11 protein-coding genes are annotated in these 18,798 nt (G+C 64.8%); all 11 read left to right on the top strand.

The window, feature by feature from the left end:
* Positions 1–94: 94 nt before the first annotated feature.
* The 11 genes from ACODTW_RS13030 to ACODTW_RS12980 all read left to right on the top strand — a co-directional run bounded on the left by ACODTW_RS13030 (position 95) and on the right by ACODTW_RS12980 (position 18,792).
* Positions 95–2,632: a TonB-dependent receptor gene (locus tag ACODTW_RS13030; protein WP_488946451.1), complete on the top strand. Its 2,538-nt coding sequence runs from the start codon at positions 95–97 to the stop codon at positions 2,630–2,632.
* Between the two features lie 67 nt (positions 2,633–2,699).
* Entirely contained in the window at positions 2,700–4,259 is a 1,560-nt protein-coding gene (locus ACODTW_RS13025) for a sulfatase (RefSeq protein WP_488946450.1), read from the top strand.
* Positions 4,260–4,284: 25 nt separating this feature from the next.
* Positions 4,285–5,901: a sulfatase family protein gene (locus ACODTW_RS13020; protein ID WP_488946449.1), complete on the top strand. Its 1,617-nt coding sequence runs from the start codon at positions 4,285–4,287 to the stop codon at positions 5,899–5,901.
* 14 nt (positions 5,902–5,915) lie between these two features.
* Positions 5,916–6,785, top strand: coding sequence for a formylglycine-generating enzyme family protein (locus ACODTW_RS13015; protein ID WP_488946448.1), 870 nt, complete (start codon positions 5,916–5,918; stop codon positions 6,783–6,785).
* Positions 6,786–6,866: 81 nt separating this feature from the next.
* The gene (locus tag ACODTW_RS13010) at positions 6,867–8,300 is read left to right on the top strand and encodes a sulfatase family protein (RefSeq protein WP_488946447.1); all 1,434 of its coding nucleotides are present in this window, start codon (positions 6,867–6,869) and stop codon (positions 8,298–8,300) included.
* Complete coding sequence (locus ACODTW_RS13005) at positions 8,297–9,829, top strand: sulfatase family protein (RefSeq protein ID WP_488946446.1); 1,533 nt, start codon at positions 8,297–8,299, stop codon at positions 9,827–9,829. Before ACODTW_RS13010 ends, ACODTW_RS13005 begins: the two co-directional genes overlap by 4 nt.
* A 12-nt stretch (positions 9,830–9,841) precedes the next feature.
* Positions 9,842–11,437: an arylsulfatase gene (locus ACODTW_RS13000; protein ID WP_488946445.1), complete on the top strand. Its 1,596-nt coding sequence runs from the start codon at positions 9,842–9,844 to the stop codon at positions 11,435–11,437.
* Positions 11,434–13,656, top strand: coding sequence for a glycoside hydrolase family 97 protein (locus ACODTW_RS12995; protein WP_488946444.1), 2,223 nt, complete (start codon positions 11,434–11,436; stop codon positions 13,654–13,656). The genes ACODTW_RS13000 and ACODTW_RS12995 overlap by 4 nt, the downstream gene beginning before the upstream one ends.
* A 168-nt stretch (positions 13,657–13,824) precedes the next feature.
* The gene (locus tag ACODTW_RS12990; RefSeq protein ID WP_488946443.1) at positions 13,825–15,909 is read left to right on the top strand and encodes a beta-glucosidase; all 2,085 of its coding nucleotides are present in this window, start codon (positions 13,825–13,827) and stop codon (positions 15,907–15,909) included.
* Positions 15,910–15,920: 11 nt separating this feature from the next.
* Positions 15,921–17,525 (top strand): GMC family oxidoreductase, encoded by a 1,605-nt coding sequence (locus tag ACODTW_RS12985; RefSeq protein WP_488946442.1) that lies wholly within the window; start codon positions 15,921–15,923, stop codon positions 17,523–17,525.
* Between the two features lie 85 nt (positions 17,526–17,610).
* Entirely contained in the window at positions 17,611–18,792 is a 1,182-nt protein-coding gene (locus ACODTW_RS12980) for a lipid-transfer protein (RefSeq protein WP_488946441.1), read from the top strand.
* Positions 18,793–18,798 lie beyond the last annotated feature (6 nt).

Raw genomic sequence — 18,798 nt, 5'->3', positions numbered from 1 at the left:
GCAAAGCCATCTTCAAAGGGGGGAGTTTCTGATGCCCGTGCAACCTGTTGCGCGTCGTTCTATTGTTGTCCGTCGCCGCCTGATGGCGGCTTCTATGCTGGCCATTATCGCGGTCGGGACTGCAAGTGCGGACGTCTCCCGCAAGACCGTCGATTTCAACATACAGCCGCAACCGTTGGCGCAGGCCCTGATTGCCTTTTCAAAGCAGGCGGACGTGATGGTGGTGGCGCCCGCCGATCTGGTGCGGGGGCTTCAGGCGCCGGCCGTTACCGGTCCGCAGAGCGGTGCCGATGCGCTCTCCACGCTGTTGGCAGGCAGCGGCCTGGTCTATGCGGAGAATGCCGACGGCACCATCACCCTGCGCCCTGCCGCGAAGCAGGCGGCTGCGACTCCGGCGGTGGAAGCGCTGGAAGAGATCATCGTTGTCGCAACCAAACGGTCGGAGACATTGCAGACCGTTCCCGTCTCCGTTGGCGTGGTGACGGGGGAGCAGATCGAGGCCAAGGGCATCAATCGCGCCATCGATGCCGCCCTTCAGGTGGTGGGGGTGAATTTCCAGCAGGCGGATGAGGCGCGCACGGCGCAAATCTCTGTTCGCGGCATCGGCACCAACGCTGTTTCGTCCGGGTTTGAGCCTAGCGTCTCGGTAATGGTGGATGGTGAGGTTTACGCCCGCACCACTTCGCTGACCCAGAATGTCGCGGATGTGGAGCGGGTTGAGGTGCTGCGCGGTCCGCAGGGTACGCTGTTCGGCCGCAATACCTCGGCCGGCGCCATCCATGTCATTACCCGCCAGCCGAAGCTGAACGACCAGGAAGGCTATGTCAGCCTCGGCTTGGCCGAACATGGCGAGCGCACGGTGAAGGGTGCTGTCAACCTGCCCGTTGCCGATAACTCCGCCATCCGCCTGAACGCCAGCTATTCGAAGATCGACGGCTGGTTGGATAACAACGCCATCGACGGCAAGAAGCTGACCAATTCCGAAAGCCGGGGCGTGCGTGCGCAATGGCTAACGGAACTGACGCCGGATTTCAGCGTCGTCGTCCGCGCCGATTATTCCAAGAGCGACAGCAACGGCACCGGTACGGTGCACCTGTCCACGGACAATCCCGGCGCCCGCGTCATCACCCTGGGTCGGGTGCCGGTGGGGCCGGATGTTACGACGACCGCGGCCGATCAGTATCAATATTCCAACGTGGAGAATTACGGGGCGGGGCTGGAAGCGACGCTGAGCCTGGGTGACTATCAGGTGAAGTATCTGGGCACCTACCGTACCTTCAACCTGGATGAAAACCGTGACGCGGATGCCAGCGCCATCATCGCGGGCCCGCTGAACACCGGCGGTATCGAGGATACCTGGACGACGCAGCATGAATTGCGCCTGACCTCGCCCCGCCTGGACAAGTTCGATTATATCGCCGGCCTGTTCTATTATCATTCCAGCCTGGACCGGGACGCGGCGGACACGCGCTGCTTCAACCTGAACGCGGCCAAGACCGTCATCGATCCGGTCACGATGCGGGTGACCAATTGTAACGGGACGGGCAAGCCCATCAACCGGGACCGGTCCTTCACCAATGGCATCGACACGGACAATGCGGCCCTGTTTGGTGAGGTCAATTACTACCCAGTCGAAAAGCTGAAACTGTTCGCCGGCGCGCGCTATCTCTATGAAAAGACGGCGGCCGACTATCTGGGCATCGACGGGACCAATCGCCGGACCTTCAACGGGTCGTCGGATGACACGCAGCTTATCGGTCGCACAGGCGCGCAATATTTCATCACCGACGATCTGAACGTCTTCGGCAGTTTCTCCACCGGTTACAAGGGGTCGTCCTGGGATCTGCGCATCGTGTCGGATGCCACGACCTTTCCAACCGACCTACTGAAGCCGGAAAAGTCGCGGCAGTTCGAGGCGGGCCTGCGCTCGCAATGGCTGGATCGCCGCATCACCGTCAATGCCACGGCGTTCGAGATCAAGATCGACGATTTCCAGGAAGATGTAACCACCTTTGTCGATACCGACGGCAATGGCGTCATGGATGACACGTTGCGCGATGTGGTCAATGCCGGTCAGGTCCGGTCGCGCGGCGTGGAACTGGAAACGAATTTCCGGGTCACCCGCGACCTGCGCTTCAACGCGTCGGGCGCCTATACCGACACTATCTACAGCAAGTTCGCCGATTATTACCTGCCATGCCCGGACCCGCTGATCGGGACGGCGCAGTGCTTCACCTTCCGCAACGCGCCCTACATCAATCTGGAAGGCCGGCGCCCGCCGCGGTCGCCGAAATGGCAGTTCAATGTCGGCACCGACTATACGACGGAGGTTGCTGACAGCGGCTTCGACCTGACGCTGAACGCCACCTATCGCTGGCGCAGCGAATTCAACTTCTCCGTCGATCAGGACCCGCGGTTGGTCCAGGGGGCCTATGGTGTGGTCGACCTGTCGGCTGGGCTGCGGTCGCCCGACGGCGATTACCAACTGACGCTCTACGCCAAGAACCTGTTCGACAAGCGCTACTTTTCCAGCGCCCTGGTCAAGTCGGCTGATTTCGGAGGTGGCGTCCGGGCGGCCCTGCCGCGTGACGCGCTGCGTTACTTCGGCGGCAGCCTGAAGATCAACTTCTGATCAATCGCCGGGCAGGGGTGGGCCCGTGGTCCGCCCCCGCACCCCGACCGACCTTGCGGGAACGCCCATGCTTCCAATCGCGAAAAGGCTGGCCTTGCTGCTGGCTGCCCTGCTGCTTGCGCCCGTGCCGGATGGTGGGGCAGCGGAACCTGCCCGACCCAATGTCCTGGTCATTGTGGTCGATGACATGAATGACTGGACAGGTTTCGCCGGCGGTCCGGGAGTGACCCCCAATCTGGACCGGCTGGCGGCCAGGGGGCTGGTCTTCCCGTCCATGCAGACGCCGGCCACCTTCTGCACACCGTCGCGCACAGCCTTCCTGACGGGGCTGAGCCCGGCCAGTTCCGGCCATTACCGCAACCAGCCGGCCCTGTTTGGGATGCCGGAGATCGCCACTCTGCCGGCGCATTTCGCCAGCGCCGGATACAAGGTGCTGGGGGCAGGCAAGGTCTTCCACCATATGCATGGCTATCTGGACCGGCGGGGGTACGCGGAATATTTCGCCTGGAACCCGGCCAACAAGGAGAAGGGCTGGCCGATGCTGCCCTGGGCACCGCCGGCTCCCACGCCCAAGCGTCCTGCCTCTGCCATCCCCACCTATACCGGCACGCCGGAATTCGATTTCGCGGCCCTGGATAATGCGGTGGAAGACCGCATGGCCGACAGCATCGATGCGAAATGGGCGGCCGAACAGGTGGGGCAGGCACACGACCGACCCTTCATGATGACCATCGGCTTCTTTGCCCCGCACAAGCCGAACTACGTGCCGCAGAAATATTTCGATCTCTATCCGCTGGCCAAGATCACGCCGCCGAACGTGCCGTTGAACGATCTGGACGACCTGCCGGGCGATCCGCATGTGAAGCCGCTTTGCTGTGTTTCCCCGGTGAAATCGCCGCTGAATTCCGGTGCCTGGCCCATCCACAAGGAGATTGTGGAGCATGGCGACTGGCGCGTGGCCATTCAGGGCTATCTTGCGGCCATGTCCTATGCCGACGCGCAGATCGGCCGCGTGCTGGACGCCTTGAATGCTGGCCCCAACCGCGACAACACCATCATCGTCTTCCTGTCCGACAATGGCTACCATCTGGGCGAGAAGGAGAAATGGGCCAAGCATTCCCTGTGGCAGCGCACGACGGGCGTGCCCTTCATCATGGCGGGCCCCGGCATCAAGGCCGGGCGCTATGACGGTGTCGCCAGCCTGCTGGACATCTATCCCACCCTGGTGTCGATGGCCCATGTGAAGGCGCCGGCCCATCCCCTGGATGGCCAGGATCTGCGCCCGGTTCTGTCCAACCCGGCTAGGCCGATGGATCGGCAGGTGCTGATCGCGGGCAATGAAGGCGAATTCGCCGTCGTTACCGACCGCTGGCGGTACATCCGCTATCTGGACGGTGGGGAGGAGCTTTATGACCGCCGCCGTGATCCCAATGAATGGGTCAACCTGGCCGGGGACCCCGTTCGCCGGAAGCTGATGGACGGCTTGGCCCGGCTTATCCCCGCCCATCCCGCCAAATCCAAGCCCGATATGGAAACCGGACAGGTGAAGCTGGTGGTGGGCGGCCAGGATTTCCACTGGGAAGCCGTGCCGGAAGGCGCCATCCGTGCCAACGAAAATGCCGACTGACACCCCGAAACCCCAGGAACAGCCCATGCGCACCATCCGACATCTGGCCCTGGCCACGGGTCTGGCCCTGTCCTGCCTGACAGCCCTGTCCGCCCAGGCCGAGGGCAAGCGCCCGCGCAACATCATCTTCATCCTGACTGACGATCAGCGTTTCGACGCGCTGGGTATCATGAACCCAGGGCTGAAAACGCCCAACCTGGACCGGCTGGCCCACCAGGGTGCGCATTTCCGCAACGCCTTCGTCACCACGTCGCTCTGTTCGCCAAGCCGGGCCACGATCCTGACCGGTCAGTATATGCATGACCATGGGGTGGTGGATAACAACCGCCCCCTGCGGCCGGGCACGGTGACCTTTCCCAGCTATCTGCAACAGGCAGGTTATCAGACCGCCTTCTTCGGCAAATGGCACATGGGTGGGGATGGCGACGATCCGCAGCCCGGCTTCAACCACTGGGTCAGCTTCGCCGGCCAGGGCAATTACTTCCCCGACGAGGTGGTGGGCGAAAGCAGCGCCAACGGCCAGCCCAACCAGTTGAATGTCGATGGCAGGCATGTGCCCCAGAGGGGCTATATCACGGACGAACTGACGGATTATGCACTGGACTGGCTGCGTCAGGGCCGCGACCGGGACAAGCCGTTTTTTATGTATGTCTCCCACAAGGGGCTGCATGCCAATTTCCGGCCGGCACCCCGCCATGCCGATGCCTATAAGGACCTGCGCATCGACCCGCCGGCCAGCATGGCGGACACAGAGGCCAACTATGCAGGCAAGCCGTTGTGGGTGCGCAATCAGCGCAATTCCTGGCATGGGGTGGATTTCCCCTATCACAGCCAGATCGACATCGCAGAATATCGTCGCAACTATTACCGCACCTTGCTGTCCGTCGATGAGAGCGTCGGCAAGCTGATGGCAGAGTTGAAGCGGGAAGGGCTGGATCAGGACACGGCCATCATCTTCATGGGCGATAACGGCTTCCTGTTCGGCGAACACGGCCTGATCGACAAGCGCAACGCCTATGAGGAGAGCATGCGCGTGCCGCTGCTGGCCTACGCCCCCGGCCTGATCAAGCCGGGCACGCAGGTGGAGGCCATGGTCGCCAACCTGGATATCGCGCCAACGGTACTGGACATTGCCGGCATCCCGGAAAAGCCGACGGCGTTTGCCGGCAGCAGCTTCCTGCCGCTGGCTAAGGGAGACAAGGTGGCTGGATGGCGGCAGGAACTGCTCTATGAGTATTACTGGGAATTCAACTATCCCCACACGCCCACGACCTTTGCCGTGCGCACCGACCGCTACAAGCTGATCCAGTATCACGGTGTATGGGATACTGAGGAACTCTACGACCTGCAGGCCGACCCGCAGGAAATGCGCAACCTGATCAATGATCCGGCCCTGACGGAAACCAAGGTGGCGTTGCGGGCCAGACTGTTCGACATGCTGGCGAACGGGGAGGGGGAGCATGTCATTCCCTTCACGCGCAAGTTCAACAGTGGTGCCGTGTTCCGCAACCAGGAGGGGGCGCCGGCTGCGACCTTCCCGCCCAACTGGATGCGCCGCAAGGGCGACTGGGATGTCGATCAGCATTTCCTGCCCGATGGACCGGGCAAGGACGAAAAACTGCGCAATGTGAAGAAATACTGAGCGGAGGAGCCGGCATGATGAAGCGCCTATCCCTTTGTCTGGCCATTGGCCTCTCGCTGCTCCTCCCCATCTCTGCCGGCGCCGCAAAGCCACCCGACGGCATGGTCCGTATCAGCGGCGGTGAGGTGTCGGTTGGCAATGATGACGGTCCCGTGGATGAACGGCCGCGGCACATGCGCCAAGTGGGGAACTTCCTGCTGGATGCCACGCCGGTGACCGTCGCCGCCTTCGCCCATTTCGTGAAGGAAACCGGCTACAAGTCGCAGGCGGAGCAGTTTGGCGATGCCGGGGTGATGACCTATGGTACTGGGGAATGGAAGCTGATCAAGGGGGCGGACTGGCGCCACCCGCGGGGGCCGGACCAGCCGGCGGCGGAACAGGACCACCCCGTCACCCAGGTCTCCTGGAACGATGCCGCCGCCTATTGCGCCTGGCGCGGCGGGCGGCTGCCGACGGAGGCGGAATGGGAACGGGCAGCCCGTGCCGGGCAGCAGGGGGACGGGGACGCCACCTATACCTTCGGCGACAAACTGGTGAAGGAGGGGCAGTTCCGGGCCAATGTCTGGACCGGCATGTTCCCTTACGAGAATGACGCGGCCGACGGCTATCTCTACACCTCGCCCGTGGGTGTGTTCGGGCGGTCACCGGCCGGGCTGGCGGACATGGCGGGGAATGTCTGGCAATGGACGGCGGACGTCTATCGCCCCTATGCCGACCGCGACAAGCCGGTGACCCCGACCAAGGAAACGGAATATGCCATGCGCGGCGGGTCGTTCCTGTGCGACCCCAATGTCTGCCACGGCTTCCGGTTGGCTGCGCGCAGCCATGCCACGGCCGAAACCTCGCTGATGCATGTCGGTTTTCGCTGCGCGCGGAATGATTGAGGCGTCAGCGATTTAGTGCGGATGGGCGCTTCCACGCCGTCTTACCACCAAAGCGAAGTACCATAAGGGGGAGGACCCACCATGAAGTGGCGGCGCGTCGCCTGGGCCTTGGGCCTGGCGATCATGGTCATCTGTTTGCCCGCATCGGCTGGTGCGGCGACACCGCAGAAGCCGAATATCGTGCTGATCGTGTCGGACGATCACGGGCGGGAGGCGCTGGGCGCCTATGGCAATCGGCAGGTCCGCACGCCGAACCTGGACCGGCTGGCCGCAGACGGCGTGCGCTTCGACAACGCCTTTGCCACGGCATCCAGTTGCTCGCCCAGCCGTGCCACGATCCTGTCCGGCCTGCATGTCCATGCCAACGGCATGTACGGGCTGCAGCATGGGGAGAACAATTTCCAGGCGTTCCCGTCGGTCCGTTCCCTGCCGGTCCGGCTGGCTGCACTGGGTTACCGCACGGCGCGCATCGGCAAGTACCATATCGCCCCGGAAAAGGTCTTCGCCTTCCAGACGGTGCTGTCAAAGGGGGCCGCCAATGACGAAGGTTCCATCGGCCGCAGCCCGGTGGCCATGGCCGATGCGACGGTGGATTTCATCAAGGACCGGTCGGCCCCCTTCTTCCTGTATTTCGCCACAGACGATCCCCACCGCGATGGCGGCATGGCACCGGGTCAGCCCAACCATTTCGGCAACCGGCCGCAGGGCTATCCGGGCGTGACGCCTGTCACCTTCGATCCAGCCGCCGTCGCCGTGCCGTCCTTCCTGCCCGACACGCCGGGGGTGCGCCAGGAACTGGCCGAATATTACCAGTCCATCGCCCGACTGGATCAGGGTGTGGGTCGTCTTCTGGAGCTGCTGCGCCAGAATGGCCGGCTGGAGGACACGGTCGTCATCTACCTGTCCGACAATGGGGCAGCCTTTCCGGGGGCCAAGACCAATCTGTATGACCCCGGCATCCGCCTGCCCCTGATCGTGCGGGCCCCCGGCGGACCCAAGGGCGCGGTGCGCCAGGGCATGGTCAGTTGGGTCGATATCGCGCCCACCATCCTGGATTATGCCGGTGACAAGGACGGCAGCGACATGCAGGGCCGATCCTTCCGGTCGCTGGTGGAAGGACCGGACGCCGGCGGCTGGAACGAAGTGTTCGCCAGCCAGGTCTTCCATGAAGTGCAGATGTACTACCCGATGCGCGTGATCCGCACGGACCGGTACAAGCTGATCTGGAACATCGCGCACCAGTTGCCGTTCCCCTTCGCGCTGGACCTGTACAAGTCGCTGAGCTGGCAGAGCTTTCTGGCTGGCAACCAGCAGAGCTTCGGCCCCCGGCCCGTGGCCGATTTCATGCAGCGCCCGGCATTCGAGCTGTACGACCTGAAGGCCGATCCGGACGAGATCCATAATCTGGCGTCCGATCCTGCCCATGCCGACACGCTGCGCGATCTGACGGAACGGCTGAAGGCCTTCCAGGAACGCACGAATGACCGCTGGCTGCGTAAGTGGGAGTATGAATGATGGTCCGCCACCCGATCTTGCGCGGGCTGTGCCTGGGCCTGTCGATGGTCCTGTCGCTTCCCGCCGGTGCCGTCTGCGCCAACACCCCATCCCGCCAGCGCCCGCCCAACATCGTGCTGATTGTCGTGGATGATCTGCGGTTCGACGAGTTGGGCGTGCTGAACCCGGCCCTGAAGACTCCGAACCTGGACCGGCTGGCGAAGGAGGGGGTGCGGTTCGCCAATGCCTTCGTCACCACCTCGCTTTGCTCACCCAGCCGGGCCACGATCCTGACGGGGCAGTCGGCCCGCAACCATCACATTGTCGGCAACGAATTGCCGGAGCCGGCGGGCACCCGTTTCTTCCCCGGCCTGTTGCAGCAGGCCGGATACCGCACGGCCATGATCGGCAAGTGGCATATGGGCCAGGGCGATGCCCCGCGCCCCGGCTTCGACCATTGGGTCAGCTTCGCCGGTCAGGGCGTCTATCTGCCCGAACAGGGACCGGGCGGGCACCAGATGCTGAATATCGACGGAATACAGGTGCTGCAGAAGGGCTATATCACCGACGAACTGACCAATTATGCGCTGGACTGGCTGGGCCAGGACAAGGCGGGGGAGAAACCCTTCTTCCTCTATCTGGCGCACAAGGCGGTGCATGAGGATTTCACCCCCGCCACCCGCCATGCGGGCCAGTACAAGGACTTGCCCGTGCCGGTGCCGGCCACCCAGGCCGATAATGCGGCCAACAATGACGGCAAGCCGCGTTGGGTACGTACACAGCGCAATAGCTGGCACGGTGTCGATTACGCCTATTACGGGGAGAAATCGCTGGTCGACCTGCGGCGGCGTTATGCCGAAACCCTGTCGGCCGTGGATGACAGTGTCGGCCGCCTGCTGTCCTGGCTGCGGGAAACGGGGCAGGAGCGGGACACCATCATCCTGTTCATGAGCGACAATGGCTTCCTGTTCGGGGAACATGGGCTGATCGACAAGCGCAACGCCTATGAACCGTCGATCCGCGTTCCCTTGCTGGCCTATGCGCCGGGCCGGTTCCCGGCGGGCGGCGTGGTCGGCGGGATGGTCGCCAATCTGGACGTGGCGCCGACCGTGCTGGATCTGGCCGGTGTGACGGCCCCGGTCGACTTCGAAGGGCACAGCTTCCGCGCCCTGGCAGAGGGCAAGCCGGTGGGTGAGGGCGCGCGCCAGGAGCTGATCTACGAATATTACTGGGAATTCGCGCTGCCTCACACGCCCACGACCTTCGCCATCCGTACCGACCGGTACAAGTACATCTACTATCATGGCGTCTGGGAGCCGGAGGAACTGTACGACCTGTCCACCGACCCGGACGAGACGCGCAATCTGGCTGCCCGGCCGGATTATGCAGCCCTGAAGCAGCAATTGCGCGAGCGCTTGTTCGCGGCCTTGCGAAACCGGGAGGGGGAACGCGTCATTCCCTTCGATGCCAAGAACCGCGACGGCCGCATCTATCGCAGCCGCGACGGTGCCCCGCAGGGCGAATTCCCACCCGAATGGCTGCGTCCATGAAGGAGCCTCCCCATGCGCAAGCCTGATCTTTCCGGCCGCTGGTGCCGGCTGGCCGGCCTGTGCGCCCTTGCCCTGCTGGCCGGCACCGCGCTGGCGCGGGCGGCGACGGACCGGCCCAATATTCTGATCATCCTGGCCGATGACATGGGCTATGCCGATCCTGGCTTTATCGGCGGGGATATCGACACGCCCAACCTGAACCGGCTGGCCCGTGACGGGCTGCTGTTCACCGGCTTCTACAATGAAACGAAATGTACGCCCACCCGCGCCTCCCTGCTGACCGGCCATACCAGTCGCGGATTGCTGGAACGTGGTGGTGAGGGGCCAAGCGTGGATGAACATCTGCGGCGCGACGTGCCGACCCTCGGTGACCGGATGCGCCAGGCAGGCTACAGCACGCATCTGGTGGGCAAATGGCATCTGGGGGCGGCCCCGCCGGACTGGCCCTACCGGCGTGGCTTCGACCAGGCGTTCGGGCTGATCACGGGGGCGTCCAGCTATTTCGAAATGCGCATGCGGGAGGACCAGGACGATCCGGAGCGCCGGCATCTCTGGCCACCCAAGCCCTTCATGGTGGCCAATGACCAGATATGGCTGCCCCCGGCCAAGGGTTTCTACATGACGGATGCAATCACCGACCGGGCTGTCGCCACGGTGCAGGCGCAGAAGGGGGCAAAGGCGCCTTTCCTGATGTATCTGGCCTACACGGCTCCGCACTGGCCCCTGCACGCGCTGGATGCCGACATCGCCAAATATAAGGGGCGGTTCGATGCCGGATGGGATGTGGTGCGCCAGCGGCGGTTCCAGCATATGAAGGACAAGGGCCTGCTGCCGGTCGACGCCATACTGCCTCCCTTGCCGGAGAAAATTCCCGCCTGGGACAAGGTGGAGAACAAGGCGGAATGGGCACGGCGGATGGAGGTCTATGCTGCCCAACTCGACCATCTGGACCAGGGGGTGGGCCGCGTGCTGAAGGCGCTGGAGGAGACGGGCCAGCGCGACAACACCATCATCTTCTTCCTGTCCGACAACGGCGCTTCGGCCGAACCGATGGGCCCCAAATTTGGCTATGATGACCCGTCTGCCCCTATTGGATCGGCGGCAACCAACACGGCCTATAAGGAACCCTGGGCGGCCGTTTCCAACACGCCTTATCGCCGCTACAAGCGCTTCCTGTACGAAGGCGGCATCCGCACGCCCATGGTCGTGAACTGGCCGGCGGGGCTGGCGCGTAAGGGGCAGGTGACGACGGCTTTCGGCCATGTGGCTGACCTGCTGCCGACCGCGCTGGATCTGGCGGGCGTTGCACCGGCCAATGATCCCGGTATCGCCGGGCAAAGCCTGCGCCCCGCCTTCACCGATCCCGCCTTTACCGGCCATCAGCGCTATTTCTGGTCCTTCAACAAGGAACGCGCCGTCCGCGACGGGGTCTACAAGCTGGTCAGCAGCGGCAAGGGTGGGCCTTGGGAGCTTTATGACGTGGTGGCAGATCCCACCGAAAGCCATGATCTGGCGACCCAGCAGCCGGAGCGCGTCGCCACCATGGCTGCCGCCTGGCAGCAATGGGCCGATGCCCACCCCGCCGAGGAGATGGAGGGCGGGGAATGAGACTCAATCGCCGCGACCTGCTGCGCACGGCGGCGCTGGGCGGGCTGGCCGTCGGGGTGGGGGCGGGGGCCCATGCCATCAATGAACGCGCGCCGGAGTTCCTGCGGCAATGGCGCGGGGCGGAAGCCTATAAGCGCCGTCGCGCGACGGAACCGTTCGACCGCTGGCCGCCACCAGCGGAGCATGAGCCCGCCATCGACCGGCCGGAAGGACCGTCATATTCCCTGGTTTCTCCCGACGGGCGGATGGTGGCCACCGTCACCATCGACCCGCGCGCGCCGATTTACGAATTGGCGGTCGACGGCCGATCGGTCATCCGCCCGTCCCGGCTGGGTTTCGACCTGCGGCCGGGCGGTCGGTTGCAGCGGGGACTGGCCGTGGTGGAGGAACGGCGGCGCGAACAGGATGCCGTCTGGGAACAGCCGTGGGGCGAGGAACGGCTGATCCATGACCGGCACAATGAAATGGTGCTGGTGCTGCGTGAAGAGGGGGGCGAGGGGCGCCTGCTGGAACTGCATCTGCGCCTGTTCGATGACGGTCTGGCTTTGCGGTCCGTCCTGCCCGACGTCGGGCATCTGGAGATCATGGACGAACGGACGGAGTTCGTGTTGGGCGGCGATCCGCTGGCCTGGTGGCTACCGGCCTATGGGTTTGCCCGCGACGAGTATCTCTATCGCTGCCAGCCATTGTCGGCCGCGCGGGACGAACCACGGGGCCGCGCCCTGCACACGCCGTTGACGGTAAGGACGGAGAACGGCCTGACCCTCTGCTTCCACGAAGCGGCTCTGGTCGACTATGCCGGCATGAACCTGGCGCCACAGCCGGGTGGCATGCTGCGCTGTGATCTGACACCCTGGTCAGACGGCGTGAAGGTACGCGGGGACGGCACCATCCGCACGCCCTGGCGTACGGTGCAGGTGGCGCGGCGGCCCGTGGACCTGATCAATTCCCGCCTGATCTTGAACCTGAACGATCCGCCCGCCATCGATCCGGCTGCCTTCCGGCCCGGCAAATATGTCGGCGTCTGGTGGGGCTACATCTTGAACATCTGGGACCGGGTGCCCGGCCCGCATTATGGCGCGACGACGGCGCGCTGCCTGGACTATATCGACTTCGCCGCCCGGCACGGGTTCGACGGGGTGCTGATCGAAAGCTGGAACCAGGGCTGGGACCAATGGCCGAAGGTGGAGGCCATGCGCTTCACCGAACCGTCCAGCGGCTTTGACGAGGCGGCTGTGCTGGCACACGCCAGGGCGAAGAATGTGCAACTGGTCGGCCATGCCGAAAGCGGCGGCGATATCAGCCATATGGAAGCTTCGTTGCCGGAGATCACGGCGGGTCTGCGCCGCTGGGGTGCCAAGGTGGTCAAGACCGGCTATGTGGCGGCTCAGCCCGGCCTGGTCCGCCGCCTGCCCGACGGCAGCACCAGCCATGAATGGCATTATGGCCAGTTCAGCGTGAACCATCATGCGATGGTGACCGCGGTGATGGCCCGGCTGGGCATCGCCGTCATCGCCCATGAGGGGGTGAAGGATACCGGGCTTCGCCGCACCTGGCCCAACCTGTTCTCCCGCGAATGCGCGCGAGGGCAGGAGTTCAATGCGTTCGACGTGGCGGATGGTGGCAATCCGCCGGAGCATGAGGCGGTGCTGGCCTTCACCCGCCTGCTGTCCGGCCCGATGGATTTCACCCCCGGCATCTTCGATCCGGCCCTGAAGCGGCTGCGGGGCTGGCGCGGGTTGCAGCGGCGGCTGATCTATGGCGGGTCCCGGGTGAATACAACACTCGCCAAGCAACTCGCCCTGTATGTCGTCATCCACAGCCCCATGCAGATGGCGGCCGACCTGATCGAGAATTACGAAGGCCATCCGGCCTTCCAGTTCATCAAGGATGTGCCCGTCGATTGGGAACGATCCATCGCCCTGGAGGGGGAGGTGGGCCACCATGTCGTGATGGCCCGGCAGGAACGGGGCGGGCGTGACTGGTATATCGGTGCCATCGGGGACGGGCGGGCGCTGGATATCGAGATCGACCTGGGCTTCCTGGAGGAAGGGGTGTCCTATCAGGCCACGATCCATGGCGATGCGCCCGACGCCGACTGGCGGGACAATCCCGATGCCTGGAGGGTCTGGACCGTCCGGGTGGGGGCGGGTGACCAGTTACTGATCCGCTTGGCCCCCGGTGGCGGTCAGGCAATCCGCCTTGTCCCGCTTACCTGACCGTCGCCTTCCCGTGCTGCCATGCCCAAGGGACCCGTTCCGGCACCGGACGGGTCCCTTGCTTTAGGACCTTCCGCCGTTCCTGCTTGTCAAATTTGTCCAATGGGATAAATATGCGGGAAACGAGCCCGGCGGCGATGGGAACGGCAGGGCAGAGGGAGGAAAGCAATGTCCGATTTGGGGCCCGTGAAAGGCATGACGGAGGCGGAGATCGCCCAGCAGGTGACCCGCGTCCTGGCCGCCGCCACGCTGGAGGAGAAAGTGGCGATGATGTCTGGCCATGGCTTCTTCCAGCAATTCGCGGAAAGTGCGGGGCGCTGGGGTGCCCATCCCTATCGGGCGGGCGGCGGGTGCGAGCGGCTGGGCGTGCCTGCGCTTTACTTCACCGACGGGCCGCGCGGCGTGGTACGTGGCAATTCCACCTGCTTTCCCGTCAGCATGGCGCGGGGTGCCAGCTTCGACACCGACCTGGAACGCCGCATTGGCGAGGCGATGGGGATCGAGGCGCGGGCGCAGGGGTGTAATCTGTCGGGGGCGGTCTGCGTCAACCTGCTGCGCCATCCCGCCTGGGGCCGGGCGCAGGAGACCTATGGCGAGGACAGCTACCATGTCGGGCTGATGGGGGCGGCGCTGGCGACGGGCATACAGACCCACAATGTCATCGCTACCGTGAAGCATTTCGCGCTGAACTCCATTGAGAATGCGCGCTTCAAGGTCGATGTCCGGGTCGATGCGCGCAGCTTGCGTGAGGTCTGGCTGCCGCATTTCAAGCGGGTGCTGGATGCCGGCTGCGCCTCGGTGATGAGCGCCTACAATCAGGTGAATGGGGAGTTCTGCGGCCAGCATCGGGAATTGCTGACCGATATTCTGCGCCATGAATGGGGCTTCGACGGCTTCGTCCATTCCGACTGGGTCTTCGGGGTGAAGGCGCCCTATGGTGCCGCCGCCGGCCTGGATATCGAGAACCCGGAGCCCATCAATTTCGGCTCCCGGCTGGTGGAAGCGGTGGAAAGCGGGGCGATCGAGCCATCGGTCATCGACATCGCCGGCCGACGTATCCTGACCACGCTCTATCGCTTCGCCGCCGCGGAGGATCCGCTGGAGGGCTATACGTCCGATCTGGTGGCGTGTCCGGCGCACCGGGACCTTGCCTATGAGGCGGCGGTGAAGTCGGCCGTGCTGCTGAAGAATGAGGGGCCGGTGCTGCCGCTGGATGGCGGCGCCCTGCATGATGTCGCCCTGTTCGGGCGCTTGGCGCAGCTGCCCAACCTGGGTGACCACGGGTCCAGCCGTGTCTCCCCGCCGGCAGTGGCGCCCCCCTTGCAGGGGTTGTCGACCTTGCTGGGCGATGCTGTTCGGTTCGGGGGGGATGAGGGGGACGTGGCGGCGGCGGCACTTTCCGCCGCGCAGGCGCAGGCGGCGATCATCATCGTCGGCTACACCGCCCGCGACGAGGGCGAGTTCATTCCCGGCGACATCTCCCTGGGTCAGGTCGAGACGGGGAGCGACAACCAGCTTATGTCCGGTGGTGACCGTGGCAGCCTGCACCTGCCGGCGGATCAGGTCGATCTGGTCCGCAGTGTGGCGGCCGCGCAACCCAACTGCATCGTGGTGATCGTGGCCGGTTCCGCTGTGTTGATGGGGGAATGGATCGATGCCGTACCGGTGGTGCTGCAGAGCTTCTATGCCGGCATGGAGGGTGGGCGGGCGCTGGCCGACCTGCTGACCGGCCGGGTCTCGCCCTCCGGGCGGCTGCCCTTTACCGTCGCGGCGGCGGCAACGGACTATCCGCCGTTCGACAAGGATGCCGACAGTATCGAGTACGGTCCCTGGCATGGCTATGCGCTGCTGGAAAAGCATGGGGTGCGCCCGACCTTTCCCTTTGGCCATGGCCTGTCCTATGCGCGCTTCGCCTGGCGGGCGCTGAAGGCGCGGGCGGCGGCCGATGGCGGCATCGACGCCCAGGTCAGCATCCGCAATGACGGGGCGATGGCGGCGGACGAGGTGGCGCAGCTTTATGTCGGCTTCCCCGGCATCGCCGCCGAACGGCCGGTGAAGCTGCTGCGCGGGTTTCAGCGTGTCGCCCTGCGGCCCGGCGAGACGCGGACGCTGCATTTCCATGTACCCCCCGCCGACCTGGCCTGGTGGTGCCCGGACGGGCGGCGCTGGCAGGTGGAAGGTGGGCTGCACCGCGTGTTCGTCGGCCCGTCTTCGGACAGCCGGGGACTGCTTTGGGCCGATGTCCGGCTGTGATGGAGATGGCGATGGAGATCGACTATCTGATCATCGGGGCGGGCAGTGCGGGTTGCGTGCTGGCCAACCGGCTGTCGGCGGACCCGGGCAAGCGGGTATTGCTGTTGGAGGCAGGGGGCCTGGATCGCAATCCGCTGATCCAGGTGCCGCTGGCCTTCGGCCTGACCGCGCATTCGCCTTCCTATAGCTGGAACTATCGCACGGTGCCGGATCTTGGCGGGCGGGCTTTCCGCTGGGCCAAGGGCAAGGTGCTGGGCGGTTCGTCGGCCATCAATGGCCTGGTCTATGTGCGCGGGCACCGGCTGGATTATGACGGCTGGGTCCAGCTGGGTTGTCCCGGATGGTCGTTCGATGAGGTGCTGCCCTATTTCCGCCGGTCGGAGGATTGGCAGGGGCCGCCGTCGGAATGGCGGGGGCAGGGCGGGCCGCTTTGCGTCAGCCCGCCGTTTGACCTGCTGCCCGTGGACGAGGCCTTCATGCAGGCCTGCACGGAAGTCGGGCTGCCCCGCAATCCGGACTATAACGGGGTGGAGCAGGAGGGCGTGTCCATCTTTCAGATGACGGCGCGCAACGGTCGCCGCGTGTCGGCGTCCCAGGCCTTCCTGCGCCCGATCATGGGTCGGCCCAATCTGCGGGTCATGACAGGCTGCACCGTCACCCGCATCGAGCTTTCAGGCGGCCGGGCCGTCGGGGTACGTGTTCGTCGCGGCGGGGAGGAACAGCGCATCCTGGCCAGGGGCGAGATATTGCTGGCGGCCGGGGCCGTGGCCTCGCCGCAACTGCTGATGCTGTCGGGCATCGGGCCGGGGGCGCATCTGCGGGAAACGGGCCTGCCCGTATTGCTGGACCGGCCGGGCGTGGGCAGCAATCTTCAGGACCATTATGCCGTCCCTGTCATCGCCCGGCTGGACCCGGCCGGCACCTATAACGAGCAGGGCCGGCCCTGGGGTCTCCTGAAGGCCGCCGCCGCCTATGCCTTGCAATCGCGTGGCATGTTCTCTTCCGCCGCGGCGCATGTCGTGGTCTTCGCCAGCAGCCGGTTCGGGCTGGCCAGTCCCGACATCCAGATGCATATGCTGCCCGGCAGTTCGTCCGTTTATGAATCAGGACGTCTGGACAGGTTCCCGGCCCTGACCTGCGCGCCGTGCCAGTTGCGCCCTGAAAGCCGGGGCCACATCCGCCTGGCCGGTCCCGATCCCCTGGCCCTGCCACTGATCCGGCCCAACTATCTGACCGCAGAGGAGGATCGGCGTGTCACGCTGGCCTCGTTACGGCTGACCCTGTCCATCCTGGCGGCGCCCGCTCTGTTGCGCCTGGGAGCGAAGCCGCTGGGCATCGATCCGCGTGACGGCGATGACAGCCTGCTGGCGTTCGCCGAGGCGCAGGGAAACACGGTCTATCACCCTGTCGGCACCTGCCGCATGGGCAGTGATCCGGATGCCGTTGTCGATCCGCAATTGCGGGTGCGGGGGATCGACGGTTTGCGCGTGGTCGATGCTTCCATCATGCCGAGCCTGGTGTCCGGCAACACCAACGCGCCCACCATCATGATCGCCGAAAAGGCCGCCGACCTGATCGCCGGGACATTTCGCGGCGACGTCGCGAAATGCGCTTGACAGGTCGCAGTCAGAATTTTAACGTCCATTTGAAATTTGAACATGAAGTCAAAATTCAAAACCCTAATCAGGAGGAGCGCACACCATGCGACGCGATGTCAGGGTGGCAGGGGTCGGGATGATCCCTTTCAAGAAGCCGGGGGCCAGCGACGGCTATCAGGAGATGGGTGAGGAGGCGATCCGCCTGGCGTTGAAGGATGCCGGCGTCAGCTACGACCAGATCCAGCAGGCCTATGCCGGCTATGTGTATGGCGACAGCACCTGCGGCCAGTCGGTAGTCTACAAGGTGGGCCTGACCGGTATTCCGGTGATCAATGTCAACAACAACTGCTCCACCGGTTCTACGGCCCTGTATCTCGCCCGTCAGGCGGTAGAGAGCGGTGCCGTGGAATGCGCATTGGCCGTGGGGTTCGAGGAGATGCGGCCCGGCGCGCTCGGCTCCAATTTCATGGACCGCGCCAACCCCATGGCCAACCACCTGCAGGCCATGCTGAACCTGCAGGAATTCACCGAAGCACCGCCAGCGTCCCAGTTCTTCGGCGGCGCGGGCGTGGAATATCAGAAGAAGTACGGCGCGAAGGACGAGACCTTCGCCAAGATCTCCGAAAAGGCGCGCAAGCATGCGGCCCATAACCCGCTGGCCATCTTCCGCACGCCGCTGACGGTGGAAGAGGTGATGGCGTCTGCGCACCAGTATGGGCCGCTGACCCGTTACCAGTGCTGCCCGCCCACCTGCGGGGCCGCCGCCGCCATCATCTGTTCGGCGGAATTCGCGGCCAAGCACGGTCTGGTAGCACCGGTGCGCATCAAGGCTCAAGCCATGACCACCGACACACCGGCCGCCTTTGAATCCCGGTCGATGATGCAGGTCGTCGGCTATGACATGAGCAAGGCCGCTGCCGATCAGGTCTATGAGCTGGCCGGTGTAGGTCCGGAAGAGGTGGGGGCGGTCGAACTGCATGACTGCTTCACCGCCAACGAGCTGCTGACCTATGAGGCGCTGGGCCTGACGCCGGAAGGGACCGCAGAGAAGTTCATCTGGGACGGCGACAATACCTATGGCGGCAAGGTCGTGACCAACCCGTCGGGTGGCTTGCTGTCCAAGGGCCATCCGCTGGGCGCCACGGGTCTGGCCCAGTGTGCCGAGATGGTCTGGCAGCTGCGCGGCCAGGCCGAGCAGCGGCAGGTGGAGGGGCTGCGGTTCGCGCTCCAGCACAATATCGGCCTTGGCGGTGCCGCCGTGGTCGCCCTTTACGAACGCGTGTGAGGAAAC

It is taken from the genome of Niveispirillum sp. FG148 (genome assembly GCF_057809655.1).
Note: the sequence above shows the minus strand (reverse complement) of the source record. Positions and strands in the feature narration are given on the sequence as shown.